Source organism: Cupriavidus sp. 05N39 (genome assembly GCF_056397325.1).
The window spans coordinates 56,563-80,799 of record NZ_JBFTNE010000006.1; the positions used below are offsets into that span (position 1 = coordinate 56,563).

Annotated in this window: 17 protein-coding genes; 12 read left to right on the plus strand and 5 right to left on the minus strand. The window is 67.2% G+C overall.

Translation table 11 applies throughout. The features are described from left to right. The first annotated feature begins 233 nt into the window (after nt 1-233). The 5 genes from AC1DN0_RS04785 (at nt 234) to AC1DN0_RS04805 (ending at nt 10,455) form a co-directional block, all read left to right on the plus strand. Entirely contained in the window at nt 234-3,617 is a 3,384-nt protein-coding gene (locus tag AC1DN0_RS04785) for a diguanylate cyclase (RefSeq protein WP_477145571.1), read from the plus strand. Between the two features lie 546 nt (nt 3,618-4,163). After that, on the plus strand, nt 4,164-5,474 hold the full coding sequence (locus AC1DN0_RS04790; RefSeq protein WP_441626472.1) for a dicarboxylate/amino acid:cation symporter: 1,311 nt from the start codon (nt 4,164-4,166) through the stop codon (nt 5,472-5,474). Between the two features lie 241 nt (nt 5,475-5,715). Beyond that, nucleotides 5,716-7,656: a sensor histidine kinase gene (locus tag AC1DN0_RS04795; protein ID WP_441626474.1), complete on the plus strand. Its 1,941-nt coding sequence runs from the start codon at nt 5,716-5,718 to the stop codon at nt 7,654-7,656. Next, nucleotides 7,646-8,974: a sigma-54-dependent transcriptional regulator gene (locus AC1DN0_RS04800; protein WP_477145572.1), complete on the plus strand. Its 1,329-nt coding sequence runs from the start codon at nt 7,646-7,648 to the stop codon at nt 8,972-8,974. The genes AC1DN0_RS04795 and AC1DN0_RS04800 overlap by 11 nt, the downstream gene beginning before the upstream one ends. Before the next feature lie 878 nt (nt 8,975-9,852). Further along, nucleotides 9,853-10,455: a helix-turn-helix domain-containing protein gene (locus AC1DN0_RS04805; protein ID WP_045239223.1), complete on the plus strand. Its 603-nt coding sequence runs from the start codon at nt 9,853-9,855 to the stop codon at nt 10,453-10,455. 167 nt (nt 10,456-10,622) lie between these two features. Here AC1DN0_RS04805 and AC1DN0_RS04810 read toward each other — a convergent pair whose 3' ends face one another. Next, nucleotides 10,623-11,699 (minus strand): ornithine cyclodeaminase, encoded by a 1,077-nt coding sequence (locus tag AC1DN0_RS04810; RefSeq protein ID WP_441626477.1) that lies wholly within the window; start codon nt 11,697-11,699, stop codon nt 10,623-10,625. 63 nt (nt 11,700-11,762) lie between these two features. Continuing rightward, nucleotides 11,763-12,671 (minus strand): dimethylarginine dimethylaminohydrolase family protein, encoded by a 909-nt coding sequence (locus AC1DN0_RS04815; protein ID WP_441626479.1) that lies wholly within the window; start codon nt 12,669-12,671, stop codon nt 11,763-11,765. 182 nt (nt 12,672-12,853) lie between these two features. Between AC1DN0_RS04815 and AC1DN0_RS04820 the strand changes: the two genes are divergently transcribed. Beyond that, nucleotides 12,854-13,276: an Lrp/AsnC family transcriptional regulator gene (locus AC1DN0_RS04820; protein WP_174426231.1), complete on the plus strand. Its 423-nt coding sequence runs from the start codon at nt 12,854-12,856 to the stop codon at nt 13,274-13,276. 28 nt (nt 13,277-13,304) lie between these two features. Here the strand turns inward: AC1DN0_RS04820 and AC1DN0_RS04825 are convergent, their stop codons facing one another. Next, on the minus strand, nt 13,305-15,041 hold the full coding sequence (locus AC1DN0_RS04825) for a chloride channel protein (RefSeq protein ID WP_477145573.1): 1,737 nt from the start codon (nt 15,039-15,041) through the stop codon (nt 13,305-13,307). Between the two features lie 220 nt (nt 15,042-15,261). Between AC1DN0_RS04825 and AC1DN0_RS04830 the strand changes: the two genes are divergently transcribed. The 6 genes from AC1DN0_RS04830 to AC1DN0_RS04855 all read left to right on the plus strand — a co-directional run bounded on the left by AC1DN0_RS04830 (nt 15,262) and on the right by AC1DN0_RS04855 (nt 21,616). Next, a complete protein-coding gene (locus tag AC1DN0_RS04830) occupies nt 15,262-16,410 on the plus strand; it encodes an HPP family protein (protein WP_441626483.1) in 1,149 nt (382 codons plus the stop codon). Nucleotides 16,411-16,845: 435 nt separating this feature from the next. After that, a complete protein-coding gene (locus AC1DN0_RS04835) occupies nt 16,846-17,970 on the plus strand; it encodes an AI-2E family transporter (protein ID WP_441626485.1) in 1,125 nt (374 codons plus the stop codon). Continuing rightward, a complete protein-coding gene (locus tag AC1DN0_RS04840) occupies nt 17,967-18,629 on the plus strand; it encodes a paraquat-inducible protein A (protein ID WP_441626487.1) in 663 nt (220 codons plus the stop codon). The genes AC1DN0_RS04835 and AC1DN0_RS04840 overlap by 4 nt, the downstream gene beginning before the upstream one ends. Next, the gene (locus tag AC1DN0_RS04845) at nt 18,626-19,372 is read left to right on the plus strand and encodes a paraquat-inducible protein A (RefSeq protein WP_441626489.1); all 747 of its coding nucleotides are present in this window, start codon (nt 18,626-18,628) and stop codon (nt 19,370-19,372) included. Before AC1DN0_RS04840 ends, AC1DN0_RS04845 begins: the two co-directional genes overlap by 4 nt. Further along, nucleotides 19,359-20,984 carry a PqiB family protein gene (locus AC1DN0_RS04850; protein WP_477145574.1) on the plus strand — a complete coding sequence of 542 codons (1,626 nt, stop codon included), beginning with the start codon at nt 19,359-19,361 and terminating at the stop codon, nt 20,982-20,984. The genes AC1DN0_RS04845 and AC1DN0_RS04850 overlap by 14 nt, the downstream gene beginning before the upstream one ends. Nucleotides 20,985-20,986: 2 nt before the next feature. After that, nucleotides 20,987-21,616 carry a PqiC family protein gene (locus tag AC1DN0_RS04855; RefSeq protein WP_441626493.1) on the plus strand — a complete coding sequence of 210 codons (630 nt, stop codon included), beginning with the start codon at nt 20,987-20,989 and terminating at the stop codon, nt 21,614-21,616. A gap of 48 nt (nt 21,617-21,664) precedes the next feature. Here the strand turns inward: AC1DN0_RS04855 and AC1DN0_RS04860 are convergent, their stop codons facing one another. Both AC1DN0_RS04860 and AC1DN0_RS04865 read right to left on the minus strand, forming a co-directional pair. Beyond that, complete coding sequence (locus AC1DN0_RS04860) at nt 21,665-22,204, minus strand: nucleoside 2-deoxyribosyltransferase (protein WP_441626495.1); 540 nt, start codon at nt 22,202-22,204, stop codon at nt 21,665-21,667. Between the two features lie 1,014 nt (nt 22,205-23,218). After that, nucleotides 23,219-24,202: a tripartite tricarboxylate transporter substrate binding protein gene (locus AC1DN0_RS04865; protein WP_441626497.1), complete on the minus strand. Its 984-nt coding sequence runs from the start codon at nt 24,200-24,202 to the stop codon at nt 23,219-23,221. Nucleotides 24,203-24,237: the final 35 nt, after the last annotated feature.

A 24,237-nucleotide genomic window follows, 5' to 3' on the forward strand; every position in this document is an offset into this window, starting at 1 on the left:
ATCACGGCGCCAGCCTGGCCGCCGGCGCCGTTCGGGAGCCACTGCGCCGGCTTGCATACCGCAAAACCGCGCGGCGCGCTAGTGCGAACAGCGGGAACACACCTGGGCTTATCGCCTCGTGCTCCCGGCATATCGCCGCTATATTGGTCGATTAGGCTGGGCCGCGCGTGCAACTTGCCGCAACACCCCGCCATCGCTCCCCTTTTCAAAACGCAGCTGCAGGCTGACGCGACATGACGCCAGATTTGGAAGTCCGCCCCTTGCCCATTCACTGCCCGCGCTGGCAGCGTGTGTTGCTGGCCGCCCTCGGCTTCTTCCTGCTGGCCCTGGCCGGCCTTGCCGTGTCTCGTTATCCGGGCAATGTGGCCATGCTCTGGCTGGCCAATGCGTTCGGCCTCGGCATCCTGCTGCATCAGCGGCACGGCGATGCGCCCTGGCTGCTGGCCGGCATGCTGGTGGCCGGCGTGCTGGCCAATGCGGCCATGGGCGACTTCCCCGCCGTTGCGGTGGCGCTGGCGCTGGGCAACGTGGCCGAAATCGCCTTCTCGGCCTGGCTGGTGCGCGCCATGACCAGCGGCGCCACGCTATCCCGGCCAGGTCCGCTGGCGCGCTTCGGGCTGACCCTCGGCGCCGCCGGCACGCTGGGGCCGGCGGTAGGCGCCACGATCGGCGCCGCCACCATAAGCACCGCCCACCACAGCGGCTTTGCTTCGGTGTGGTGGACCTGGTGGACGGCGGACTCGATGGGCATCGTGATGCTGCTGCCGCTGATGGTGTCGGTCACGCGCGAGCGCGTCGGCGATACCTTCCGCCGCGCGCGGTTGCCCCGCTTCGCCGCGCTGCTGGCGCTGTGCCTGGCCGTCGGCGCCGTGGCGCTATACAAGAGCAACGAGCCCTTCGTGGTAATGGCGCTGCCGCTGGTGCTGGCGGCGCTGATGACCAATCCCTTCGCTACCGCCCTGCTCACGCTGCTGGCAATCTGCGCCACGGTGGCGCTGGGGCTGGTGACGGCCTCGCTGGGGCAGGGCCCGAACGAGCCCTTCCTGTTGCAGTCGGTGCAACTGTCGACCGCGCTGATCATGGTGTTCCCGGTCTGCATCGCCTTCTTGCTGGAGCAGAACCGGCGCGACCGCAGCGAGCTGCGCGGCAGCGAACGGCGCTTTCGCCAGGCCATGGAGCACTCGGCCATCGGCATGGCGCTGGTAGGGCTGGACGGCCGCTGGCTGCAGGTCAACCGCGCCATCTGCGACCTGTTCGGCTACGAGGCCGGCGAACTCGCCGAACTGCCCTTCCCGATGATCACCCACCCGGACGATCTCGCCCCCGACATGCACCAGGTCGAACGGCTGCTGGCCGGCGAAATCGAGTCCTACCGGATAGAAAAGCGCTTCCGCCACAAGGACGGCAGCTACCGCTGGACCTTGCTGGCGGTATCCCTGGTGCATGACGAGGTCAGCGGCAAGCCGCTGCATTTCATCTCGCAGGTGGAGGACATCGACGAACGCAAGACCGCGCAGGAAAAGCTCGAGGCGCTGTCGCGCCGGACCCAGCTGGCCGTGGAAGCGGGTGGCGTGGGGATCTGGGAGTGGGACATCGCCAGCGGCGCCATCGAGTGGGATGCGCGCATGCACGCGTTGCACTGCGTCGATCCCGCGCGCGGCACGCCGGACATCAAGCGCTGGATCGCCATGGTGCATCCGGAGGACGTCGAGCAGGCGCGCAGCGAAATGCGCGACGCCGTGCGTGGCGTGCGCTCCTTCGATACCGAATACCGCATCCTGCTCCCCGACGGCGAGGTGCGGCATATCCGCGCCATGGCGATGGTATTGCGCGAGGACGACGGCACCGCGCTGACCATGATCGGCACCAACTGGGACATCACCGAACAGCACCGGCTCACCGACGCGCTGTTCGAGGAGAAGGAGCGCCTGCATATCACGCTGCGCTCGATCGGCGACGCGGTGATCTGCACCGACGCCGCCATGGGCGTGACGTTCATGAACCCCATCGCCGAGCAGCTTACCGGCTGGACCATGCAGTCCGCCGCCGGCCAGCCGCTCGAATCCATCTTCCGCATCGTCGACGAGCACAGCAACCTGCCGATCCCGAGCCCGGTGGCGCAGTGCCTGCAGACCTTGCGCCCGGTCTACCTGCAGGACGGCGCGGTGCTGCAAAGCCTGACCGGCGACCGCCACGACGTGCAGGACTCGGCCGCGCCCGTGCGCACCGCGTCCGGCGAGGTCATCGGCGCGGTGCTGGTGTTCCAGGACATCACCAGCGCCCGCGCGCTGCAGCGCGAGCTGGCCCATTCGGCCTCGCACGATGCGCTGACCGRCCTGCCCAACCGAATCTGGTTCGAGAAGCGGCTGCGCGAGGCCTGCGAGGCCGCGCGCATGCAGCAACGCCATCACGCGCTGTGCTTTATCGACCTGGACCGCTTCAAGATCGTCAACGACACCGCCGGCCACGCCGCCGGCGACGTGCTGCTGCGCGAGCTTGGCCATGTGATCCGCCACCATGTGCGGCCCGACGACCTGCTCGCGCGCCTGGGCGGCGACGAGTTCGCGCTGCTGCTCAAGGACTGCAGCGTGGACCAGGCCGAGCACGTGTGCCAGAAGATCATCGATGCCGTCCGCAGCCAGCGCTTCCCCTGGGAAGGGCGCGTCTACGATGTGGGGGCCAGCATCGGCATCACCGCCATCGACGACGAGACGCCACCGATGGGCGAACTGATGAGCCGCGCCGACGTGGCCTGCTACGCCGCCAAGGCGGCCGGGCGCAACCGCGTCTCGGTGTACCGCCGCGACGAAAGCGATGCCCAGCGCCACCACCAGGAACTGCAGGTCGCGGCCGGCATCCACTCCGCGCTGGATGCCAACCGTTTCCGCCTGTTCGCGCAGGAGATCCGCGCGCTGCAGGATGACAGCGCGCCAGGCAGCCATATCGAGATACTGGTGCGGATGGTCGACGAACAGGGCAAGCTGGTCATGCCGGGGGCGTTCATCCCCGCCGCCGAGCGCTACGACCTGATGGGCCACGTGGACCGCTGGGTGATCCACCACGTGCTAAGCGAATTCGGCGAGCGCCTGGCCGCGGTGCCCTCGCTCACGGTGGCCATCAACCTGTCCGCCAACTCGCTGGGCGAGCCCTTCCTGCTGCCGTTCCTGCATGCGGAGCTGCACGAATCGGTGCTGCCGGCCACCCGGATCCAGCTGGAGATCACCGAGACCGCGCTGATCAACAACATGGCGGCGGCCAATCGCCTGGTGACCGAAATGCGCACCGCCGGCTGCACCGTCGCGCTGGACGACTTCGGCGCGGGCCTGTCCTCGTTCTCCTATCTCAAGCAGTTCCCGGTCGACTACCTCAAGATCGACGGCAGCTTCATCCGGCATCTCGCCGGCAGCGCGGTGGACCGCGAGATCGTCAGCTCCATCAACGACATCGGYCATCGCCTGGGCATGCTCACGGTGGCCGAATCCGTGGAGGACGAACTGACCCTGCAGGCTTTGCGCGCCATCGGCGTGGATTACGCCCAGGGCTATGTGATCGGGCGGCCGATGCCGCTGGAACAGTTCCTGGAAAGCTGCCCGACCCAGCCGGTGAATAACGGCTAGATCACTCGCGCGGATGGGTTGCCGGCGGCTCACACGCCGCCACATGCCCCCTTCACCACTTGTCACCCGTGATCGCGTTCGGATTTCCGAACGCGATTTGCGCCAGCACGCACGGAAAACCGAACCGCGCGCCGGGATCACATTAATTTCCCCTTGTTTTTCAGTGGCTTAGCCGGTGCCGGCGGCGCCGCTGGCCTGGCACGCCTCGTGCGAGGTATGCGCCCGCCCCAAGTGGCGATACAGGTTGACGGTCGGCTCCCCCGCGCCGCCCCGAGCCAAAAACAATGGAGGAAACATTGTCAGACCCCGCCTTGCCAATCTTGCCCGCCAGCGCGGCGGGCACCGGGCACGCACTGCCCCGCTGATCGGCTGGCCCCCGGATGCCAGGCTCGCCTGGATTCCCGGACGCCCCGATTCGCTGATTTTCCCGGCTGAGGCCGTATGGCGCCCCCCCCCAAGGACCGCGGCGCCATGCCAGAAGGCTGCCAGCCACCCCCCGCAAAATAGCCGTCCGGCCACTGGCTGGACGCATCGGCCTGAATTCTGATGAAACTGAACCGACTGCCCACCCTGATTTTCATTGCGATGCTGCTCGGCGTGCTGGCCGGCACGGCGGCCCACAACCTGGCTCCTGACCCTGCCGCGGCCAAATCCATCGCCAACAACCTGTCCATCCTCACCGATGTATTCCTGCGCATGATCAAGATGATCATCGGGCCGCTGGTGTTCGCCACCCTGGTCAGCGGCATCGCCAGCATGGGCGACGGCAGGGCTGTCGGACGCATCGGCATGAAGGCGATGGCATGGTTTATCGCCGCCTCCATCACCTCGCTGCTGCTGGGCCTGTTGATGGCCAATGTGCTGCGGCCGGGCGACGGGATGAACCTGGCGCTGCCGGCGGCCGATGCCGCCTCCAACCTGAAGACCGGGGCGCTCAACCTGCGCGATTTCATCTCGCACATGTTCCCCAAGAGCTTCGTCGAGGCCATGGCCACCAATGAGATCCTGCAGATCGTGGTGTTCTCGCTGTTCTTCGGCTTTGCGCTCGGCACGCTCAAGGACGGCGTGGGCAAACCCGTGCTGGCCGGCATCGAGGGCCTCTCGCACGTGATGCTGAAGATCACCAACTACGTGATGGCCTTCGCCCCGGTCGGCGTATTCGGCGCGGTCGCGGCGGTGATCACCGCCGAAGGCCTGGGCGTGCTGGTCGTGTACGCCAAGCTGCTGGGCGCGGTCTACCTGTCGCTGGCGCTCCTGTGGGTGGCGCTGATCGCCGGGGGCTACTACTTCCTGGGCCGCGATGTGTTCCGCCTGCTCAAGATGGTGCGCGCGCCGCTGATGATCGGTTTCGCCACCGCCAGCAGCGAATCGGCCTACCCGAAGGTGATCGAGCAACTGGGCCGCTTTGGCGTCAAGGAGCGCATCACCGGCTTCGTGCTGCCGCTGGGCTACTCGTTCAACCTGGACGGCTCGATCATGTACACCTCCTTCGCCGCGCTGTTCGTGGCGCAGGTGTACGGCATCCACCTGTCGCTCTCGCAACAGATCACCATGCTGCTGGTGCTGCTGGTCACCAGCAAGGGCATCGCCGGCGTGCCGCGCGCCTCGCTGGTGGTGGTCGCCGCCGTGCTGCCGATGTTCGGCCTGCCTGAAGCGGGCATCCTGCTGGTGCTGGGCATCGACCATGTGCTGGACATGGGCCGCACCGTTACCAATGTGCTTGGCAATGCCATTGCCACAACCGTCGTCGCCAAAAGCGAAGGCGCCATCGGCGCGCCGGTGCCCGAAGAAGCGGATGAACCCGCTGCCGACGGCAACCGCGGCCTGACACCCGTTCAGGTCCTGGCCGGCAAGTAACACTGCCAGCGCGCCAAGGCCCGGCCACCGATCAGGTGGCCGGGCCTTTTTGCTTTCAGGCGCCCGGATTGCGCGGTGTGGTAAAAGACGGGGTTGCCGCGGGCGCCGCCACTGCACTTTTGCACGCGTGCGCTTTTTCCCGCGCCTCGTCTTAACCCGTCGGGTTCATTGCCCGCGATTCATCGCCCGCTTATCCGCGCCCGAGATTCTTCGCCTTCGCTTTGCGCATTCCGCCCGCCCCATGACCGGCCCACTCCCCTCGCACGCACCACCGCAAGGTGCCCAGCAAGCCACCCCGCCCCGCGCCGGCCGCCTGCGTCAGTGGATACCGCTGTTGGCGATGCTGGCCCTGGCGGCGCTGGTCGGGCTGGCCGGCTCGCTGGGCTACCGCTACAGCTACGACAACGCGCTGGCTCGCCAGAGCGAACGCGGCCAGGTGCAATTGCGCCTGTACGGCCAGGCCTTGACGAGCGAGCTGGCACGCTACGACTACGTGCCCAGCCTGCTCTCGCTGGACGACAAGATCGACGCCCTGCTGGCCCGCCCCGGCGACGCGGCGCGGGTCGATGCAGCCAACCATTACCTGGCCGCCATCAACGCCCGCGCCGGCACCCGCGCGGTGTTCGTGCTCGATGCGCGCGGCCGCGTGCTCGCCACCAGCAACTGGCAGCGTCCCGACAGCTACCTCGGCGAAGACCTGAGCTTCCGGCCCTACTTCCGCGACGCTGTCGATGGCCAGCTCGGCCGTTTCTACGGGGTCGGCACCACCCGCAGCGAGTCCGGCTACTACCTGTCCGCGCCACTGGGCGACCGTAGCCGCCCGATTGGCGTGGCGGTGGTCAAGGTCGGCCTGGAGCCCCTGGAGAACCGCTGGCAAGGCGCCGATACCCAGATGCTGCTGACCGACGAGAACGGCGTGGTGATCCTGGCTTCCGACCCCTCCCTGAAACTAACCACGATCAAACCGCTCGCGCCCGAACTGCGCGAGCGGCTGCTGCGCAACCTGCAATACAACCGCGCCACGCTGCCCCCGCTGGAGCTGACGCCGGTGCGCAAGCTGTCCGACAGCGACGCCCTGGTGCGCCTGCGGCGCGGCCCGCCCATGCTCTCGCAGGAGGCCGAACTGGTAGGCACCGACTGGCACCTGACGCTGCTATCGAATACCTCCCAGGCGCGCGTTGCCGCGCTCAACACGGCCGCGCTGGCGGGCGTGCTGACTGCCTTCGTACTGCTGCTGGGCGCGGCGTGGAATGTGCGCCGGCGCATCGCCGGCGAGCGGCTGGCCGCACGCGCCGCGCTGGAGGCCGCCAACGGCGAACTCGAACGCAAGGTGGCGGAACGCACGGCCGACCTGTCCGCCGCCAACCAGCAGTTGCAGGCGGAAGTCGGCGAGCGCATCCGCGCCGAGGCAACCCTGCGCCAGGCCCAGGACGGGCTGCTGCAGGCCGGCAAGCTGGCCGCCGTGGGGCAGATGTCGACCGGCATCGCCCACGAACTCAACCAGCCGCTGGCGGCCCTGCGCACACTGTCGGGCAATACCCAGAAATTCCTGGAGCGCGGCGACACCGCCACCGCGCAGGCCAACCTCGGCACCATCATCGGCCTGGTGGAACGCATGGGGCGCATCACCGGCGCGCTCAAGTCGTTCGCGCGCAAGCCCGGCAACGGCGGGCGCGCGGCGCAGCTGGACGACGCCGTCGACAACGCCCTGTTCCTGCTCGATACGCGCCTGCAGGCAGTGCATCCCGAGCTGGTCCGGCAGATCGAGCCGGGCCTGGTGGTGGCGTGCGACCCCAACCGGCTGGAGCAGGTGCTGGTCAACCTGATCGGCAATGCGCTCGATGCGCTTGCCGGCAACGCCGCTCCGCGCCTGGAACTGCGCAGCCACCTGGCCGGCGGCAAGCTGCGCCTGACCATTCGCGACAACGGCCCCGGGCTGTCCGAGGAAGCCTTCGCACGCCTGTTCGARCCGTTCTTCACCACCAAGCCGGCAGGACAGGGACTGGGCCTGGGCCTGACGCTGTCGGCCGGCATCCTGGACGAGTTTGGCGGCAGCCTCGACGCCAGCAATCACCCCGACGGCGGCGCCTGCTTCACGCTGGTGCTGCCGCTGGCCAGGCCGCAAACGCCGCAAACGCCGCAGACGCCGCATACGAACAAGGAGAGTAGCCATGGCGGCTAGCCCGACGGGCCTGACCGTACTGATCGTCGAGGACGATCCCGATGTGCGCCTGGGCTGCGAGCAGGCCCTGCGCCTTGAAGGCATCCCCACGCGCGCCGTGGCCAGCGCCGAAGCCGCGCTGCGCGAAGTCGGCGACGGTTTTCCCGGCGTGGTGATCAGCGATATCCGCCTGCCCGGCATCGACGGCATGGCGCTGCTCAACGCGCTCCGGGCGCGCGACGACGAGTTGCCGGTGGTCATGGTGACGGGCCACGGCGATGTGAACCTGGCCGTGCAGGCGATGAAGGCGGGCGCCTACCATTTTCTCGAGAAACCGTTCTCGCCGGAGCGGCTGGTCGAAGTCGCGCAGCGTGCCCTGGAAAAGCGCCGGCTGGTGCTGGAAGTTGCCGAACTGCGCCGCAAGCTGGCCGGGCGCGATACGCTGGATGCGCGCCTGATCGGGCATTCGCCATCCATCGAACGCCTGCGCAAGCTGATCGCCGACCTGGCCGATACCGCCGCCAACGTGCTGATCMACGGCGAAACCGGCACCGGCAAGGAACTGGTGGCGCGTTGCCTGCACGAAGCCAGCTCGCGCCGCGCGCGCCACTTCGTCGCCATCAATTGCGGCGGGCTGCCCGAGCAGTTGTTCGAGAGCGAGATCTTCGGCCACGAAGCCGGGTCGTTTACGGGCGCGGCGCGGCGCCGCATCGGCAAGATCGAACACGCCGAAGGCGGCACGCTCTTCCTCGACGAGATCGAGAGCATGCCGATGCAGATGCAGATCAAGCTGCTGCGCGTGCTGCAGGAGCGCGTGGTGGAGCGGCTCGGGTCCAACACGCCGGTGCCGGTCAATACCCGCGTGGTGGCGGCCACCAAGGCGGACCTGAAGGCGCTGTCCCAGGCCGGGCAGTTTCGTGCCGACCTTTATTACCGCCTCAATGTGGTGACGCTGGAACTGCCGCCGCTGCGCGAGCGGCGCGAGGATGTGCCGCCGCTGTTCGAGCATTTCGTCGCACAGGCGGCGCTGCGGTTCGAGCGCGAGGCCCTGCCCGCCACTCCGACGGAGCTGGCCGCGCTGATGGCCTATCCGTGGCCGGGCAATGTGCGGGAACTGCGCAACCTGGCCGAGCGGCATGTGCTGGGGCTGGGATGCAACCCGAACCAGGGGACGGCGGAGCCTGCGGCGCTGCCGCTGGCGCAAGCGGTGGAGCAGTTCGAGCGGGCCATGATTGCCGAGGCCATGCGCCGGCACGAGGGGAATCTGAGCCGGGCCAGCGATGCGCTGGGGATTGCCAAGACCACCTTGTTCGATAAGGTGCGAAAGTACAAGCTCTGAAGGCTGGCCAGCCTCGGGGGCGACTGAACTGCACCTGCACCTGCACCTGCAATTGCATCTCCCCTGGCCTCTCTGCTCTTCGCCGCGCTCCCTCGGTGTTCCCGTCACTCCGCTATGTGATTTGCCGCACCGAAGCGGCGCGTGCGCCGCGCCAACATAGGCTCACCCCTTCCCGCGCGCCTTCTTGTCCTCGCGACGGCTGGCGCGGCCGGTGCGGGGCGACGCCTGGCTTGCTGCCGGGACAGGCGGCCGCGGTGCAGGCCCGTACCGCAGTCGCCTCCTTTTTGCACGCGGGCCCCGCCGCACCGGAGAAAACGTCCCCGGTGCGGCGGCGGCAAATCCCGGGCTGCGCGTAGTTGCCGGAGGAGTCATTTCTAGCATTCGTGTTGCATCTGGCGATCTCGCCTTTCCCGCCGCTTGCCAGGAAACGCCGCGCGCCGCTGGCGATCCTGTCTGCCAGGCGGCTGCGCCTCAGATGTCTGCAATGTTTGCGATGAATTCCGCGGCGCACGTGTCTGCCAAAACGCTTCGATATGCGTTTAAAGCCAGAAGTGGGAGCGTTCGAGGCGATTTCGAAATATTTGCCAAGCCGTCTGGCAGCTTATGTTCGTTAGCGCATATGATTGGACCCCGGCTCTTCCGTTGGGAGAAGATGGCACCTGTGACACAGATCACGCCATTGCAAGGTCGAGGAGCGCCTGCGCTCCCGCCGCCCGATTTACCGGGCCAAGCCAAGCTAGAGGCTGAATGGTGCCGGCAGACAACTGTCGTCGTTGCATGCGTTGTCTCATAGCCAGGGTCCAAACCGGCGCGGGAGGTTCGCGCCGTCGCTGCGTGTTTATCTTGCAGTGCGGTGTTATTAGTTAACGGGTGAACGGATGAAACTGGATTCAGAACTGGCTGAGAAGCCTTACTACAGCACGCGTACCGCCGCGAAGCTGCTCAATGTGTCATTGGGCACGGTGCAGAAGATGGTGGAACGCGGCGAACTCGGAGCCTGGAAGACCAACGGCGGCCACCGCCGCATACACAAGGAGACGGTGCATCGCCTGCTGGCCACGCGCGTGGGGCAGGAACTGCCATCGGTGCATGAACTCGACCTGGTGGTGTTCCACCCGAATCACCAGGAAGCGCAGCGCATCCACGCGCAACTCGGCAAATGGGGCCTGCCCCTCAAAAGCGTGGTGGTGGAGGACGTGGTGGATACCATCATTACTTCGGTCAGCCAGCATCCGCGCGTGGTGCTGTACTACGTGGAAGAACTCAGCGATGCCGAGTCGGCCACCATCGAGAAGCTGCAGAATTTCTTTGCCCGCCAGAATGTCATCTTTGCCGTGATCACCAACCGGCAAGCCTATGACGGCGTGGCCGACGCACTGCAGCAATGGGGCATCATGGTTTTCCTGAAGACGCCCTCGCTGGAAGAAGTCAAAGGCTTCCTGCGCGCCCAGCTGATGATGACCCGCGGCGCCGCAGGCTGATCCTCCCAGGCATCGCGCAGGCCGCTGCCCGGCGCAGTGGCCCGGCCATCATCCGGCCGCCCGGCTTGCCTGGCCCGCTACCCGCGGGCGTGGCCCCGCCCCATGCCGCACGCTTTTACGCCGCAGTTTCGTGACCGAACGACTGCGGCGTTTTTGCGTGTGCGCTCTCAGGCCAGCGCCACGAGCGGTTCCCGTTCGGGTTGCTGCGCCGCCGCATCCATCATCCAGCCGTAGAGATTACGAGGATCCGGCGGCATCGCCACCAGTTCGACATGGCCGCCCCGGTGATGTGCGTGCGCCGCGGCGTATAGCCAGCGCAGCGCAGCGTAGTCCTCCAGCGCAAACCCCACCGAGTCAAACACCGTCACCTGCCCCATCTCGGTGCGCCCCGGCGCGCGGCCCGACAGGATCTCCCATAGCTCCGTCACCGGCGTATCCGGCGGAAGCTGCTGGATCTCGCCTTCGATGCGGGTCTGCGGCGCGTACTCCACCACGATGCGCGCCTGGCGCAGGATGTCCGGGTGCAGTTCGGTCTTGCCCGGGCAATCGCCGCCCACCGCGTTGATATGCGCGCCTGCCGGGACCAGGTCGGGGGTGAGGATGGTGGCGCGCGTCTTGTCGGCGGTCACCGTGCTGACGATATCCGCGCCCTGCACCGCCGCACGCACGGAGTCCACCGGCACTACCTTCAGCCCGTGCACGCCGGCCAGGTTGCGCGCCAGCCGCGCTGTCGCGGCAGGGTCGATGTCGTAGGCGCGAATCTCGCGGATACCCACCATGCCGTGGAAGGCCAGTGCCTGGAACTCCGCCTGCGCGCCATTGCCGATCAGCGCCAGCGTGGCGGCGCCCGGCCGCGCCATCGCCTGCGCTGCCAGCGCGGAGGTGGCGGCGGTGCGCAGCGCGGTCGCCAGGGTCATGTCGCACAACAGCAAGGGAAAGCCGCTCGCCACCTCGGCCAGCACGCCGAAGGCCATTACCGTTGGCATGGCGTTCTGCGCGTTGCGCGGATGGCCGTTGACGTACTTGAACGCATACTGCACGCCGTCGCTCACCGGCATCAGCTCGATCACGCCGTCGACCGAGTGCGAAGCCAGGCGCGCGGATTTATCGAATGCGTCCCAGCGCGCGAAGTCCTGGCGGATATGGTGCGCCATCTGCGCGATGGCGTTGGCAACGCCCGTCTCGCGCACCAGCGCCGCGACATCGGCGGCGTCCAGAAAGCGGGTCATGGCGATCTCCTTCATGGTGTTCTCCCTGTGTGGTTCGGTCCTGTTCCGTTCTTCTTGCCGGGCACCAGGCCTCATGCCTCATGCGGCGACCGCGGCCTGCGCGGCGCCGTCGGCCACACCGCCCGCCTGGACCGCCGTACTGGTGCGATCGAGTCGCAGCGTCATGCAGTAGGCGCCGCCGCCGGAGAGCATGTACGGCGACAGGTCCACCTCGCGCAACTGATAGCCGCGCTGCCCCAGCTCGGCGCGCAGGTGCGGTGTGGTGCGCGTCATCACCACCTGGTCGTGCAGGTTGACCGCATTGACGCTGAAATGGCGCAGGTCGTCCTCGCTCGCCTCGATGCGCAGGCTGGCCGGCACGCGCTCGCGCAGCGTGCGCAGCGCATCCTGGGTAAAGGCAGGCGGATAGTAGAGAATCTCCCCGCCGGACAGCGGGCAGAAACACACGTCGAGGTGATAGCTTTGCTCGGTGGCCAGTTCCAGCGCCACCACTTCGCGCCCGAACTCGCTGGCCATCACATCGGCCGCAGCGCGCGACGAGCGCGGGCCGAAGCCGGCCCAGAAGTGGCCACGCACCGCATCCCAGATACAGTCGCCGGCGCCTTCCTGGTAGCAGCCCTCGGGCAGCAGGCTGATGGAGTCGATCAGGCCGCGCTCGCGCAGCCCTTCGAAGATGCGGGCAAAGGGCGCTTCCTCGCCGGCGCGTTGCGGATAGCGAAAGCGCGCCAGCACGGCGCGGCCATCCAGCACCACGGCCGCATTGGCGGGAAACACCATGTCGGGCAGGCCGGGCGCGCCGGGCGCGGTCTCCACCGCGAAGCCAGCCGCCTGCAGGGCCGCGTGCAAGGACGCGAAGGAGCGCACCGCGTCGCGGTGCATGCCACGCGGGTCGCGCGCCCAGAGGCCGGGGTCCATCCACGGGTTGATGCTGTAGGACACATCGTAGTAGGTGGGCTCGACAAGCAGGATGGTGGGCTGGTTGGTCACGCTGGCTCCTTTGGGATGGTTGGTTGCGGGGTCAGTGAATGACTGCATTCTGGTGCAGTGCGGCGCTAACTAAAAGCCAGCAAATTGTGCAATTTGCTTGCCGCGCTTCTCAAATCGCCAGCTAAAATTAGCGAATCGCCAACCACGAAGCGTGCCTCGTCAAAGCGACGCACAGGAACCCCATGGACGACACCGACCGCCAGTTGCTCGCCCTGCTGCGCGACAACGCCCGCATGCCGGCTACCGCGCTCGCCAAGGCGCTGCGCGTCTCGCGCGCCACCGTGCAGAACCGCATCGACAAACTGGAAAAGGAAGGGCTGATTGTTGGCTATACGGTGCGGCTGAAGCCGGAAGCCGAGGCGCACCGCATCCGTGCCTGGATGACCATCGCCGTGGAAGGCAACAAAGCCCGCGCGGTGCTGCAGGCGCTGCGCGGCGAACCGAACGTGCAGGCCATGCACACCACCAACGGGCGCTGGGACATCATTGCCGAGCTGCGCGCGGATTCGCTGGAAGCGTTCGACCGCACGCTGGACCGCATCCGCCTGATTGACGGCATCGCCGCGACGGAGACCAGCATCCTGCTGTCCAGTTACAAGTTGTGAAGGTGCGCCTTCAGCGTCTTCAGCGCCGTCATGCCGCGGCACCGCGCAGGCGCTCGCGCCGGGTCTCCTCATGCAGCACCTGGCCGCTGGGGCGCAGCAGGTCGCGCAGCGAGACCACGCCGACCAGCCGCATGGACTCCGGGTCCGCCACCACAGGCAGGCGGCTGACGCCGAGTTCAGCCATGCGCCCGGCCGCAATGCGCGCGGTCTGCGCCGGCAGCAGCACCTGGTGCGGCTGCAGCGGCGCCATCAGCGTGCGCCCTGTCTGCATGGATGCCTCGCGCCCGCGCAGGGCATTGCGCTCCAGCATGCCGACCACACGCCCCCCGCACACCACGGGATAGCCGCGATGCGGCGCGTGCTCGCCGAAATGCTGCCGCCACAGCGCGCCGACCGGCTGCTCGCCATCCACGCTCAGCACGGCAGTGGTCATCAGGTCGGCAACGTGCTGGCGCTCCAGCGGATCGACGCCGTACTCGCGGTAGATATGCAGGCCGCGGCGCGCGATCTTTTCCGTCATGATCGAGCGCTTCATGGTCAGCACCGTGAATCCGTGCGCCACGGCCGTGGTCAGCAACAGCGGCAGCAAGGCATTGCTGTCATGGGTCAGGCCAAAGGCAAAGACGATGGCGGTCAGCGGCGCGCCAAGCACGCTGCCCAGCACGCCCGCCATGCACACCAGCGCCCATAGCTCGGGCGAGCCGCCGGGCAGCAGCGGCGCCAGCGCCACACCGAGGCCCGCGCCCAACATCAGCAGCGGTGCCAGCACGCCGCCGGAGGTGCCCGAGCCCAGCGCGGCGACCCAGATGATCGCCTTGACCGTCAGCAACGCCACCACCACGCCGATCGCCATCCTGTTATGCAGCAGGTCGGCAATCACGTCATAGCCCACACCCAGCGCGCGCGGCTCGAAAAAGCCACCGATGCCTACCGCCAGCCCGCCGATCGCCGGCCACCACATCCAGTGCAGCCTGAGCTTCGAGAACTGGTCCTCGGTGCGGTACAGCGCCAGCGTCAGCAAGGCGCCCAGCACGCCGCAAAGCAGACCCGCGATCACGCATGAGCCCAGCGCCGTCGTTGTGGCCGGCTGGGTATGCAGGGCGAACAAGGGGCCGGGTTCGAACACCCACGGGCGCAGGAAGCCCGCCACCGCGCACGCCAGTGCGACCGGCAGCAGGCTGCGCGGGCGCAGTTCGAACAGCAACAACTCCACCGCCAGCAGCACCGCCGCCACCGGCGTGCCGAAGATCGCCGTCATCCCTGCGCACGCACCCGCCACCAGCAGCGTCTTGCGCTCGGCCGCCGTGAGATGGAGATACTGCGCCAGCAGCGAAGCGATCGAGCCGCCGGTCATGATGATCGGCCCTTCCGCGCCGAACGGCCCGCCGCTGCCGATCACGATACCCGAGGACAGCGGCTTGAGCACGGCCACCCGCGGCGACATCTTGCTCTTGCCGAACAGCACCGCCTCGATGGCCTCCGGAATGCCATGGCCGCGGATCTTGTCGCTGCCGTAGCGTGCCATCAGCCCGACCAGCAAACCGCCGATCACCGGCACCGCGATCACCCACGGCCCCAGCGCATGCTGCGCCGGCGAGCGGTCCGCCAGCGACAGCGTCTGGTAGAAAAACAGATTGGTGAAGAACCGGATCAGGTTCAGCAGGAGCACCGCCGCCGCCGTGCTGATGGCGCCGATGACGGGTGCCAGCGCAGMTAGCAAGAGCAGACGGCGGCTGACCGAATAATCGCGTTTTTCAAAGTGCATGGTGAGGCTCGTGCAAAGGGCGGGGGTGCAGCGCGGATCGGCTGTGGACCGTTTTCCGCCGGAAACGAAATGTATCACGTCATGATATATTTGCGCGCTGGATGACGGGATGTGATCGCAAGACGGGAAGGCTGCACTTTGGCCTCCTTTTCCTGCTTTGCCCTTCTCCGCTTTCCGCCTTTCCGCATTTCCGCCCCCACCAACATCAGGCCCAGAACCGATGCCCCCATCCCAGGCCCATTCCCCAGCCGGCTTCCAGCCGGAGCGCGCACGCGCGTGGCTGCGCGCGTTTGTTCCCACGCCGATCGCCGCAGGCAAGCGCGAGCGCGTCAAAAGCTGTCTTGGCGCCCTGCTTGGCCTGTTGATGACGGAATGGATCAGCCATCACCTGCTTGGCGGCTTCAACCCCTGGTTCGTCGCACCGATGGGCGCCTCCGCCGTGCTCCTGTTCGCGGTGCCGGCGAGCCCGCTGGCGCAGCCGTGGTCCATCATCGGCGGCAACCTGGTGGCGGCGCTGATCGGCGTAGCCTGCGCCCGCTGGATTCCCGGACAGGGGCTGGCCGCCGCCGTGGCGGTAGCACTGGCCATCGTCGTCATGTTCCAGCTGCATTGCGTGCACCCGCCCAGCGGCGCGGTGGCGATCACCGCGGTGTTTGGCGGCCCCGCGGTGACGCAGCTTGGCTTTGGCTTCGTGGTGGTGCCGGTGGCGGTCAACTCGATGCTGTTGCTGCTGGTGGCGCTGCTGTTCAACAACCTGCTGCGGCGGCGCTATCCGCACCGGCCGGCCGAGCACGCCAACCCGCACCGCACCGCCGATCCGCTGCCGAGCGAGCGCGTGGGTTTCAACCGGAGCGACCTTGACGAAGTACTGAAGGCACGCGGCGAATTCCTCGACATCGAGGAAGACGATCTGGAGGAAATCCTGGTGGCCGCGCAATTGCGGGCCTATCGGCGGCGCTTTGGCGACGTGCGTTGCGCGGATATCATGTCGCGCGACATGGTGACCGTGCTGCCGGGACAGAGTGGGAGCGAAGCGCGGGCCTTGCTGCTCAGGCACGGCATCCAGGCATTGCCGGTGGTGGATGGGCAGCGACGCTTGCTTGGGATGCTCGGCCTGGCGGATCTGCTGGCCGCGCGCGCCGGGGCAGCGGGCCAGTTGCGCGCCGGCTCCGCCGACGACCTGATGCACACCGGCATGGCTACGGCCCGGCCCGAGCAGCCCATGGTGGAGCTGGCGCGAGCGTTTTCGGATGGCGGGCTGCATCAGATGCCGGTGGTGGATGCGCAGCAGCGGCTATTGGGCATCGTCACGCAATCGGACCTGATCGCTGCGTTGCTGGAGCGTGGACCGGAGCAGGTAGCGGGGTAAGCTGGCACGCGGCAGCGTGGCCGACGGGCTGGAGGGCTGGAGGGCTGGAGGGCTGGAGGGCTATCTGCGCTTCGGCGTCGTCGATGCCGTGATATTCGGCTCCCCTTCCCCCCTGCACCATGCAGCTATTCCAGACCCGTAACCCGGCGGTGGAATGGAACGGTGCTGAGCCTGGTCGGCGCGGACTTGGGCGTGCGCGCACTGCCGCGGCCACGGCCTGCCAGCGCCGGACCGCTTTCTGGCCCCGCTGGAAGATGTGTCCGCGGCATGGCATCGTGCGGCGTTCGGCGAGGGCCCGCGGCCACGGTAGCGGCCGCTTGTGTGCCGCAACGCAACATTTTCCCGCCTTGCCTGGCTGCCCGCCTCCGGCACCCCGTGCGTTTTCCTATATATTGTCGGCGTTCACGTCACACGGCAGTCCAGGAGATGCACCCGATGAATTCCGGCCAACTGATTGAAAAACTCGCTGCGATTTTCGCGCTGATCGTCCTGATCGGTGGCTCACTGCTGGTGCTCGCGCCCTTCACCACCGCGCTGCTGTGGAGCTCCATCCTGGCCTTCAGCTCGTGGTACCCCTATACCGTGCTGGCGCGCTGGCTGGGCAACCGGCGCAGCCTGGCCGCCGTGATCTGCGTGCTGCTGGCCGCCGTGATCGTGCTGGGCCCCTTTGTCTATGCCGGCGCCAGCATCTCCGCGCATATCGACGAGCTGTCCGGCCTGGCCGACCGCGTCATGGATCATGGCCTGCCGCCGTTGCCGGAATGGATCACCGGCCTGCCTTACGTGGGCAGCTACCTGCAAAACTCCTGGGACAAGCTGATCCACGCCGACTCGGAAATGGTGGCCAACCTGCGCAAGCTGATCGCGCCCGTGGGCCATGTAATACTCGGCGCGGGGCTGTCGATCGGCGCCGGGCTGGGCCAGCTGGCGCTGTCCATCGTGCTGGCGTTCTTCTTCTATACCGGCGGCGAATTCGCGGTGGCCTGGCTGCGCGCCGGCATGCGCCGCATTGCGGGCGAGCGCGCCGACTACCTGCTGGCGCTGGCCGGCAACACGGTCAAGGGCGTGGTCTACGGCGTGCTGGGCACGGCCTTCGTGCAGGCCGTGCTGGCCGGCATCGGTTTCTGGATCGCCGGCGTGCCCGGCGCCGCCATCCTCGGCTTCGTCACCTTCTTCCTGTCCGTGATCCCGGTCGGGCCGCCGCTGGTATGGATTCCCGCCGCACTGTGGCTGTATCACACCGGCTCGCTGGGTTGGGCCATTTTCATGGTGGTGTGGGGCGTGGGCGTGGTCAGCATGGCCGACAACGTCATCAAGCCCCTGCTGATCAGCAAGGGCACCAACATGCCATTGATCTGGGTGATGCTGGGCGTGTTCGGCGGTGCGCTGGCGTTTGGCTTCCTCGGTGTATTTATCGGCCCGACCCTGCTGGCGGTGGCCTACGCGCTGCTGCGCGACTGGACCATCGGCTCGGAGAACCTGCTCAACCCGCCGCCCGCGCTGGCCCAGGGCAAGCCCCTCACTACCGCCGAAGACGTGGCGGGTTCCGGCAAGGCATGAGCGACGCCTGCCGTTCCGACCCGCACCACGCAGAGCCCGCCCCGCCGGCCGACCTCAGCCGGCTGGTGGCCTGCGAATATTGCGACGCGGTCTACCAGCGCGCAGAACTGGACCCGGGCGAGCGCGCGCTGTGCCTGCGCTGCGGCGGCCAGCTCTACCGCGAAAGCTCGCGCGCCTATACCCGGCTGCTGCCGCTAGTGATGACCGCGCTGATCCTGTTCCTGGTGTCCAACGCCTATCCCATTGTCCAGATGGATCTCAAGGGCGTGCGCACCCAAACCACGCTGTGGGGCGCGGTGCAGGCGCTCTACGCGGACCATATGACGCTGGTGGCGGTCCTGGTGTTCGCCACCACCATCCTGTTTCCCCTGTCCGAGATGCTGATGATGCTTTACCTGCTGGTACCGATGGCGCGGCGCCGCATGCCGCCCGGCTTCGAGCGCATCGTGCGCGGTATCCGGCAAACCCGGCCGTGGGGCATGATCGAAGTCTTCATGATCGGCGTGCTGGTGACGCTGGTGAAGCTCTCGACCATGGCCCAGGTGCTGCCTGGTGTCGCGCTGTGGTCGTTCGCCGCGCTGGTCATCGTGCTGGCCGCGATGCTGTCGTTCGACCCGCGCGAGCTCTGGCAATACCTGGACGAGGAGCCGCCCAGATGAGCGTCCCGCCGAACGACAAGAGCGCCGGCCTCAGGGACTCCCGCCTGGCCCGCTCGCGCCGGCTCGCGGCCAACGTGGTGGCGGAACTGACCGACGACGACGAAAGCAAGCCGCTGGCGCAGGTGCCCACGGCCACCGCGATGGGCCTGCTGTCGTGCCACGCCTGCGATGCGCTCAGCCCGCGCACGCTGGAGGGCGAGCCCTGCCCGCGCTGCGGCGCCACCCTGCATCACCGCAAGCCGCAAAGCCTGACCCGCACCTGGGCCTTCCTGCTGGCAGCCTACATCCTGTATATCCCCGCCAACCTGCTGCCGGTGATGGTGACGCAGTCCATCCTCGGCACGCAGCGGGACACCATCCTGTCCGGCGTGATCTACCTGTGGCTGTCCGGCTCCAACCTGCTGGCCATCGTGGTCCTGATCGCCAGCATCGTGGTGCCGCTGCTGAAGATGATGATCCTCACCATGCTGCTGCTCTCGGTGCACTTCCGCTCGACCTGGCGGATCCGCCAGCAGACCAGGCTGTACGGACTGGTGGAAGTGATCGGCCGCTGGTCGATGCTCGATATTTTCGTGGTGGCGCTGCTGGCTTCGCTGGTGCGTGCCGGGGCGCTCGCCACCATCATCCCCGGAGCCGGCGCCGTCGCCTTCGGCTCCGTGGTGGTGCTCACCATGATGGCCTCGCTAAGTTTCGACCCCCGCCTGCTGTGGGATTCGCTGGATACAAAAGATGCCCGACCTTGATCAGTCCTCCCCCTCCTCCCCACCGCCCACGCCCGAGCGGCGGCGCCGCGCGCGCTGGCTGCCCTCGCTGGTATGGCTGATTCCGATCGTGGCGGCGGTGGTTGGCCTGTCGCTGCTGATCCGCACGCTCTCCGAGCGCGGCCCCGAAATCACGGTCACATTCCRCACCGCCGAGGGCCTGGTCCCGGGCAAGACGGCCGTGCGCTACAAGGACGTGGACATCGGCCTGGTGAAGTCGGTCCGGCTGGCGCCGGACCGCTCGCACGTGATCGCCAAGATCGACCTGACCCAGGATGCGGAGAGCTTCTCCACCAAGGACACGCGCTTCTGGGTGGTACGCCCGCGCTTTGCCACCAGCGGCATCTCCGGGCTGGAGACGCTGCTGTCCGGTGCCTATATCGGCGTTGACGCCGGCAAGTCGGAAGAGCGCGTGCGCGTGTTCACGGGCCTGGAAGTACCGCCCGCGGTCACTACCGATGCCTCCGGCAAGCAGTTCGTGCTGCGCGCCGCCGACCTCGGCTCGCTCGATATCGGCTCGCCGGTCTACTACCGCCGCGTGCAAGTGGGCCAGGTGGTGGCCTACCAGCTTGAACCCAACGGACGCGATCTCTCGCTGCGCGTGTTCGTCAACAAGCCTTACGACAAGCTGGTCACCGCCGACTCCCGCTTCTGGCATGCCAGCGGCGTGGACATCAAGCTCGATGCCGGCGGCCTCAAGATCAATACGCAATCGATGGTCACGGTGATGCTGGGGGGGGTTGCCTTCCAGGCGCCGGACGATTCCAAGGCGACCGACGCCGCCAACGAGAACACCCAGTTCCTGCTGGCCAGCGACCAGACCGAGGCCATGAAGGAGCCCGAGGAACTCGTGCCCTCGCTCGCCGTGCTCAACYTCGATCAGTCGGTGCGCGGTTTGTCGCCCGGCGCGCCGGTGGACTTCCGCGGGGTGGTGGTGGGCCAGGTGCGCTCGATCGGCATCGAATACCAGAGTGCGAAGAAGGCATTCCGCCTGCCGGTGGTGGTGGAACTGTATCCCGCGCGCATGGGCTTCCGGCCGCAGGACATCGAGGACATCAACCGGGCCCGCAACATCGTCCAGACCCTGATCAAGCGCGGCATGCGCGCGCAGTTGCGCACCGGCAACCTGCTGACGGGCCAGCTCTACGTGGCGCTCGACTTCTTCCCCAAGGCGCCGCCGGCCAGCGTCAACCTGGATGGCGCGCTGCCTGAACTGGCCACCACGCCAGGTGCCTTCGACGAATTGCAAGCCAAGCTTGGCGACATCGTCAACAAGATCGACAAGGTGCCGTTCGAACAGATCGGCCAGGACCTGCGCACGTCGATGGCGACGCTCAACGCCATGATGACCAGCGCCGACAAGCTGGTGGCGCAGCTCAATGGCGATGTGGCGCCGCAGGTGCTGGCGGCGCTGCAGGACGCGCGCAAGACGCTGAGCGCCGCCAACGGCACGCTCGCCTCCGATGCGCCGCTGCAGCAAGACACGCGCCGCATGATGCAGGAGCTGACACGCACCGCGGTGTCGCTGCGCACACTGACCGAATACCTCGAACGCCATCCCGAAGCGCTGGTGCGCGGCAAGCCGGAGAAATAATCATGACCCGCTCGAACCTGATGCTGCCCCTGTTGCCGCCGCTCGCCCTGGCCGCCGCGCTGCTGACCGGCTGCGCCTCGCCCGATCCGCGCTACTACACGCTGGCCCAGGGCCCCGACGCCACCGTGCCCGCCGCCGGACAGGCCGCCACGCCGGCGCGTGCGGCCCAGGCACAACCGGTGTGGATCGAAGTCGCGCCGGTGCGCGTGCCCGAGCGCCTGAACCGCCCGCAACTGGTCGTGCGTGACGGCAAGGACGGCGGCGAACTGAAGCTGCTGGACCTGTCGCGCTGGTCCGCGCCCCTGCCCGACGAACTGCGCGACGCACTGTCGCAGCAACTGCAAGCCAGGCTGGGCGCGGTCGATACCTACCAGCAAGGCTTGTCGGAAGTGGAACCCGTGTACCGCATCACCACCGAAGTGGTCCGCCTGGACGCCGAAGTCGGCCAGCGCGCCGGCGCCGTCATCAACTGGACCGTGCGGCGCCTGCCAGACGGCAAGGTCAACGCCGGCCGCACGCAGGCCGAGCTGCCCGCGCCGGGCGCGGTCGACGGCGTCGTGGCGGCATATCGCCAGATCGTGGCAAACACGGCGACGGACATCGCCGCCGGCGTGGAATCGCTGCGCCGCTGAACGGCCGCGAGGCGATGCGGCGGGACGCCAGTCCCGCCCTTGCCGACCTCAGTCCTCGGCCGGCGCGCCGTTCCCCCGGCAACTGCGCCGCCGCTCCGCTTCCGCCATTGCCGCCAGGCAAGCCTCGGCATCGCCTGCCACCAGCTTCACCGAACAGGCCAGCATCAGGTTCTTGCCCAGGCCGAAATCCTCCACCACGAAACCGCGCGCATCGAGCCGCTCGCCCTTGTCGCCTGTCGCCACCGCGGCGCGGTCGAGCAAGGTACCGGGATCGCTGCTGTAGCCCCAGACCGGCTTTTGCAGCGCGATGGCAAATCCCGCTTCAAACGCCGTGCCGGAATCCGGCTCACCCGGCCCGCGGAAATCGTCGAGGTTAGCCATCACCATGTCGGCGCGGCGGATCAGGTTGATGTTGGCTTCGTAGATCCAGCGGGCAGTGTCGGGGCCGGACAAGCCGGCCGGAGCGGATTTGTCGAGGGGATACAAACCTTGGAAGCCGTGCCGCGCGCAAAGCGCCTTCAGCGTCTCGCCATAGGCGATGGCGTCCTTGCGAAACACGTCGAAACCGGCGAGGTAAATGGTTTTCATTTTCAGGCGGAGATTGGTGGCTGGCGGCGCATAGCTTATCCGTTCGAGGTTAAGGTTTGAGGTTAAGTCGAAGATTCGGGATCAATGTGAACGGCTTGAGCAACGATTAGGCGTAGCTGTGTGGAACTGACATCGCCCTGGTGGGGGGGGCGCTGTTTTTTTTGTGCGGCGATGGTTATTGCACCCAACAGCCATACGACATCCGCCTGCTGGGGTGGGCGTAGTTTCTTTGAGCGGTGGTGGTATGTTGCACTCAAAGGAATACGACATCCCCCTGCGGGGGACGCCGGTCACTCTTCTTTGCTTCGGCAAAGAAGACTAACGAGAAGAAAGCCGACCCTGCCGGGGGCAGAGCAATAAGGCTTTCAGATATCGGTGGTTTCGTCGTACGGCCCAAAGTGCCGGCGGGCTTCTGCCGGTACCGGCTTGAGCGGCCACGGATCTGCCAGCCTCCGGGATTCGTGGTGGGGCCCCCGGTAGCGGACATCACTGACTTCGAGCCGTCTGTCGCTCGCGAAGTGGGCGGCCACGAAGTTGCAGGCGGTCCGGTTCCGTCGTGGGCGCGGTGGCACCGGGTGATATGCCCGAGGCCTTCACCACCGCGCCCGCCCCACCACGAAACCATGGGCATGTGGTGTGTCGTGGTGGTTCGTGCCGGTAACGGCAGATGTGGGAATGGTCACTGTGCACGAGGTCGGGGGCATCACCACGAAACCCATGGGTCGTGCCATTGCGAAGCCCTGCAAACTGGTAACGGCAGCTGCCAGCAGAACTGCGGCCGTACGACGAAACCAGCGCCCCTCGCACTCGCGATTGCTCTGCTCCCGGCAGGGTCGGCTTTCTTCTCGTTAGTCTTCTTTGCCGAGGCAAAGAAGAGTGACCGGCGTCCCCCGCAGGGGGATGTCGTATTCCTTTGAGTGCAACATGCCACCACCTCTCAAACAAACAGCGACCACCCCCAAGCGAGCAGAGCAATAGGCCTCCCGGAGACCAGGAGTTTCGTCGCACGCCACGTCAATCAATCCTGATATCCGCCGCTTTCACCACCCTCGCCCACTTCCCAATCTCACTACGCTGAAACCCCGCAAACTGCTCCGGCGCCATCCCCGAAGGCTCCATCCCCAACTTCTCCAACCGAGCCTGCATATCCGGCGTCTTGATGATCGCCGAAATCTCCCGATACAACCGATCCACGATCGGCTTCGGCGTATTAGCCGGCGCAAAGATCGCCTGCCACGATTCCAGCTCATATCCAGCCACCCCGGCTTCCGCCATCGTCGGCACATTCGGCATGCTCTTGATCCGCTTCGCCGAAGTCACGGCCAGCGCCCGCAGCTTGCCCGAATCGATATGCTGCGCAGCCACCACCGTGGTATCGAACATCATCGGCACCTGCCCCGCCATCACATCCTGGATCGCCGGGCCGCTCCCCTTGTACGGAATGTGGGTCAGCTTGATGCCCGCCAGGCTCTTGAACAATTCCCCGGCAAGATGCTGCGAAGTCCCGTTCCCGGCCGAGGCAAACGCCAGCGTATCCGGCCTGGCCCTGGCTTCCGCCACGATGTCCTTCACCGTCATGAACGGGCTGCCGGCACTGACCACCAGCACATTGGCATTGGTGCCGATCAGCGTGATGGGCGCGAAGGACTTGACCACGTCGTACGGCATCTTCGGGTACAGGCTGGCATTGATCGCGTGCGAACTGATGGTGCCACCGAGGATGGTGTAGCCATCGGGCGCCGCCTTGGCCGCGAAATCGGAGCCGATGTTGCCGCCGGCGCCGGGGCGGTTCTCCACCACCACGGTAGTGCCAAGCGCCTGCCCGAGCCGCTGGCCGATCAGGCGTGCCAGCGTGTCGGTGGTGCCGCCGGGCGGGAATGGCACCACGTAGGTGATCGGCTTGCTGGGCCAGTTGGCCTGGGCGGAAGCGGTCAGCGGGAGTACGGCGGCGGCTATGGTGGCAGCGGCGGCCAGCAGCGCAAGGGCTTGGCGTTTCATGGGGTCGTTGTCTCCTCGGTCGTTCTTATGATGAT